A 3,904-nucleotide genomic window follows, 5' to 3' on the forward strand; every position below is an offset into this window, starting at 1 on the left:
GGGCGGATAAACTCCAACTCTCCAGGAGCCAAATGGTCTCTCAGCTCTTGCTGGAAAATCCGATAGGCAACCTCATAAACCCTCTGCAGTCCGTACAGGCGCACCTCTTCCTCCATCCACTCGAGCAGCCGCTCTTTCAGGAGGTTTTCGTCCTGCAGCAACATGGCCATAGCGCTGTGACGCAGCAGCAACAGCAGGTGTCGCCGGCACAGATCCAACACTTGGGGAGAAAGGTCGGGCATCTCCTTTTGCAGGGCATCTAGGGTTTTGCTCACCACCTGGCTCTCCCGTTCCCGCAAAACTCGGTACACATGTTGTCGTTTTGGCCAGCCGAGAACATAGGCCTTCAGATGCTCCAGCTCCTCTGGCTTGAGGTAGCGGGCTTCCGACTCGATCAGCATCTGCTCCAAGGGGCTTACCATCTCGCTTCTTCCGGATGTCAGTGGGTGCTAGGAGACTCAAAACAAGCTGAACAGATCTGCCAAGGTGATCTGTTCTTCTGCCGGCTCGGGTTCTGGTGCTGCCGACAGGGATCCCAGAGAATGCGCAGCCAAACTCAGGGGATCCCCCGCCCAGGGGATGGAACCAAAATGCTCCCGCACTTGCAGAAAAGGCATTGGCAGAGAGCGCATCTGTAGGGGGCGGTTATCCCAATTTAGACGGGCAAAAAAGCTCTGCACCGAATCCTCTAAAGTAATCTTCCAGGTCATGCCTTAGCTACTCCCTGACCTGAACGCAATTTTTGGGCAATTTCACCAGCACTGGCCCCTTCGTTCAGCCAGAAGGCAGCCGCATCAATGCGATCTTTGCTGCCGAGCAAAAACTTGCAGTAGCTTTCTCCCATGGAGTAGCACTGGATCTCGATGCAGTTCAGTTGCCGTTCCACCATGGTGCTAAAAAAGCCGGCAAATAATCCGGCGTAAAGATGACAGACAGGTTTGCCCACATCCCCCAGGGTGCGGGCCACGGCGGAGTCAAAGAGGTTGATGAAAATAAACCCTTGCCGCCGACTCTCGGTCTCCACCTCCCAGCGCCCCCATCCTTGGGAGGTCAGAGGCCACCACCAGGTTTCCAAGAGAAACATTAGATTACTCTGCTTGGGGTGGCGCCGATATTCCTCCTCAAACCAGCGGGAAAAATGGACAGCATCGTTGCGTCCCCACTCTTGACCGATGGTGTACATCAGAGAAGCTGAGGCATCTCCCACTTCTTCTTCCAGGCCCTGCTGCAAGCCCAGAATAAAGTCTTCGCTCACCAAGACATTGCGGGCACCCGTCCAGTCCACAAGGGATCCCTGGGAGAGGTCAAAGCGAAAAAAGTCTTCGCGGCTGTAGTGGTTATGCCGTTGGGCGGCAGGCTGAAGAGGTATCTCAATGGGGGCAGTCGTCATGGTTGGGTGAGGAGAGATCAGATTTTTTAACACTCCTTATCATACCCTTCTTAATTGGCATTTTTACCAAAAAACTGGGTCTAAAGCCTCGTCCTCAAGGCCTACGGCCCGCTGACGCAGTTGCAACAGCGTTGCGGAGCAATGGGGGACGGCTTTGGGATAGACTCAGGGCGACGGCAGGGTAGTCAACCGCTCCAAAAACCCAGCAGGAGTGGGTCAACTGGAGAAAACTGCCCTCAGAGGGAGACAGAAAAGCCCTGAGTTGTTGTAAAGATTTATTCAAAAATTGGGAAGAAGAGCTGTACAGGGATCCGGAGCAGTACTTAAGACTGAGGCCTGACCTTGATGAAAGCAATGGCAGACCGCCACAGCAGCGACTCCCGCCCCTCGGCATCGGCTAAACAGAGGCAATCGGGATCCTGCCAGCGCAACTGGCCGACGAAGACATCTCCGGTATTGAGTTTGACCTCGAGGGTTTCCCGATCCTTGATGACCTTCTGCAGGCGACGCACGCTCGGGATCCCGGTGTTGAAATCGGTCACGACAGCCCTATCAGCCAGCGAGAAACGGTATGTCAGCAAGCCCACTGCCCCCAGTATAGGGGATCCCTGCCGCTTCCCACTGCCCCTCCACCACACTTCCACAACTTGGGCTCAAAACTCGCCCTCATCTTTGCCCATTTTTTCTGCTGGCGAGTACTATGTAGGGGGGATGGCGCTTAGAAAAGCGGTAAACCTTTCGAGTTCGCCGTCTTTTTTAAGCGAATCTACGGGTGTTCTCCCCGAAAAAAGCCAGCACAATAGGGCTAGGGTGATAGAGGGTGCGGCTGTCGCCCTAGGGAAGGTGAATCCTCAGCTGGGATCCCTTCTACATGCCATTTTGCCGCCGAGTTGTCTGTCCTTTTCAACCCTCATCAGTATCAGCAGTATCAGTGCAGGAGAGATCGTTATGGCAGTAGAGAAAGTGAACTCCTCGTCCAGCTTGGCCGAAGTGATCGATCGCATCTTGGATAAAGGTATCGTGGTCGATGCCTGGGTGCGGGTTTCTTTGGTTGGGATCGAGCTGTTGGCCATTGAAGCCCGCGTCGTTGTGGCTTCCGTGGAAACCTACCTGAAATACGCTGAGGCTGTGGGTCTGACGGCTACTGCTGCTGCTCCTGCCGTCTAAATCTGGCCCAATCACTCAATCCCCTTGCCTTCAATACCGTGATGGTTTGACGGGTCATGGGTCTTGGGCGGGGGTCTGGAGCTGGCCGCTGTGAAGGCTCTCGGAAAGCGAGGCAGGGATCCACCGCCGGTCTCTGCCTTGCTTCTGCGGGTTTTGTTCGAGGATTGAGTCTTGCAGCCGCACTGAGCTACAGGTTGGCAGTGCCATCGAGTTGGGAACAGGCAGAGAAGCTGTATCCACCCAAGCATTGAAAACGACGTGAGGGATTGGAGATCATGAGTTTGCAGGAACAATGGGCCATGGCCCGCAGCCAGCGGGTGGCTCAGAATCGAAGTTTGTTAAGCCGATCCCGGCAGCAGCGCCTAGAGCAGCACCAAGCCCTGATGGTTGAGCTGGGGCAGCGCCGCCAGCAACGACAAGAAGCAATACGGCACCAGACGGAGCAAACCCGCAGCCAATTGCAGAAACTGAGGCAGGAGCGGGCTGTGAGGCGATCCCTGGACGAATGCTCCCGTTCGGAAGCGGCGGCTCAGCGGGCCAAGTCGGTGGCAGAGAGTCTGGCTCGCCTGGAGCAGGAACGAGCTGCTCAATTGGAAGTCAGCCGGCAGCAATTGCAGGCTTTCCGGGCTAACTTGACTGCGGCTGTGGAGCATTTGCTGAGCACCTATACGCAGGCTCGGCAGGCGATGGCCGACAAAACTCAGCAAGCGCGGCAGTCTTTTTGCGCCGATTTGCGGCAGTGGGTACAGGCTCTCCGGCAAATGGCTCGACAGGAGCTGGCTCAGATGGCTCAGGAACAGCAAGCCCAGGCCCAGGCCCTGCGGGGATCCCTGGCCACTTTCCGGGCGGAGTTGCATAAGCAGGTGTGGGGCAATGGGATCCCTGTCCTCGCCCCAGAACCTGAGGTCTCCACTTCCAGTGCAAGCTCTAACAGTGCCGTTGCGACTGCCGGTGAGACTGCTTCCGACTCAACGCCTGTAGCCGAAGACCAAGCCCCGGTGGAGCCGCCTGCTCCCGTCTCTGTTCCCCAGCCCCAGCCCTCGGAGGGTTTAATAACGCCTGAACCCCCTGAAGTTCCGCCTAGGGCTGAGGAACAAGCGGATCCCATCCTTGACTATGTCAACAAGTATGTGAGTGATCTACAAGCGCAGGATCCCAACTTGACCCTGCTGCAGGTGATCGGGGATCGGGAACGGGTGCGGGATTTGTTGGCCCGCGGCGCGGTGGATCTGGGGGTGGATCCCTCGGAAATCTTGGCTACGCTGCGGCGCATGGTGTCGGGGGCGGTCGCAGTTTAGTTGTGCCGAGCGCAGGAAGAACATCCGGGCTATAGTCAAGGCAAAGGAG

6 protein-coding genes are annotated in these 3,904 nt (G+C 56.6%); 2 read left to right on the forward strand and 4 right to left on the reverse strand.

The annotated features are described in order from the left end of the window. From NW820_RS10880 to NW820_RS10895, 4 genes are all read right to left on the reverse strand, one after another. Nucleotides 1-422 (reverse strand): hypothetical protein (locus NW820_RS10880; RefSeq protein WP_414407496.1); only part of this gene is annotated, 422 nt, incomplete at its 3' end. 36 nt (nucleotides 423-458) lie between these two features. After that, nucleotides 459-710, reverse strand: coding sequence for a hypothetical protein (locus tag NW820_RS10885; protein WP_414330906.1), 252 nt, complete (start codon nucleotides 708-710; stop codon nucleotides 459-461). Then, the gene (locus tag NW820_RS10890; RefSeq protein ID WP_414407497.1) at nucleotides 707-1,390 is read right to left on the reverse strand and encodes a V4R domain-containing protein; all 684 of its coding nucleotides are present in this window, start codon (nucleotides 1,388-1,390) and stop codon (nucleotides 707-709) included. Before NW820_RS10890 ends, NW820_RS10885 begins: the two co-directional genes overlap by 4 nt. A 323-nt stretch (nucleotides 1,391-1,713) precedes the next feature. After that, complete coding sequence (locus tag NW820_RS10895; RefSeq protein WP_041437389.1) at nucleotides 1,714-1,932, reverse strand: Hfq-related RNA-binding protein; 219 nt, start codon at nucleotides 1,930-1,932, stop codon at nucleotides 1,714-1,716. A gap of 406 nt (nucleotides 1,933-2,338) precedes the next feature. On the opposite strand from NW820_RS10895, the gene gvpA reads away from it, so the two are divergent. Together gvpA and gvpC are read left to right on the forward strand one after the other, a co-directional pair. Further along, nucleotides 2,339-2,557 carry a gas vesicle structural protein GvpA gene (gene gvpA, locus NW820_RS10900; protein ID WP_011429717.1) on the forward strand — a complete coding sequence of 73 codons (219 nt, stop codon included), beginning with the start codon at nucleotides 2,339-2,341 and terminating at the stop codon, nucleotides 2,555-2,557. Between the two features lie 275 nt (nucleotides 2,558-2,832). Beyond that, a complete protein-coding gene (gvpC, locus tag NW820_RS10905) occupies nucleotides 2,833-3,855 on the forward strand; it encodes a gas vesicle protein GvpC (protein WP_414407498.1) in 1,023 nt (340 codons plus the stop codon). Nucleotides 3,856-3,904: the final 49 nt, after the last annotated feature.

The organism is Synechococcus sp. R55.7, from assembly GCF_047461955.1.
Lineage (GTDB): Bacteria > Cyanobacteriota > Cyanobacteriia > Thermostichales > Thermostichaceae > Thermostichus.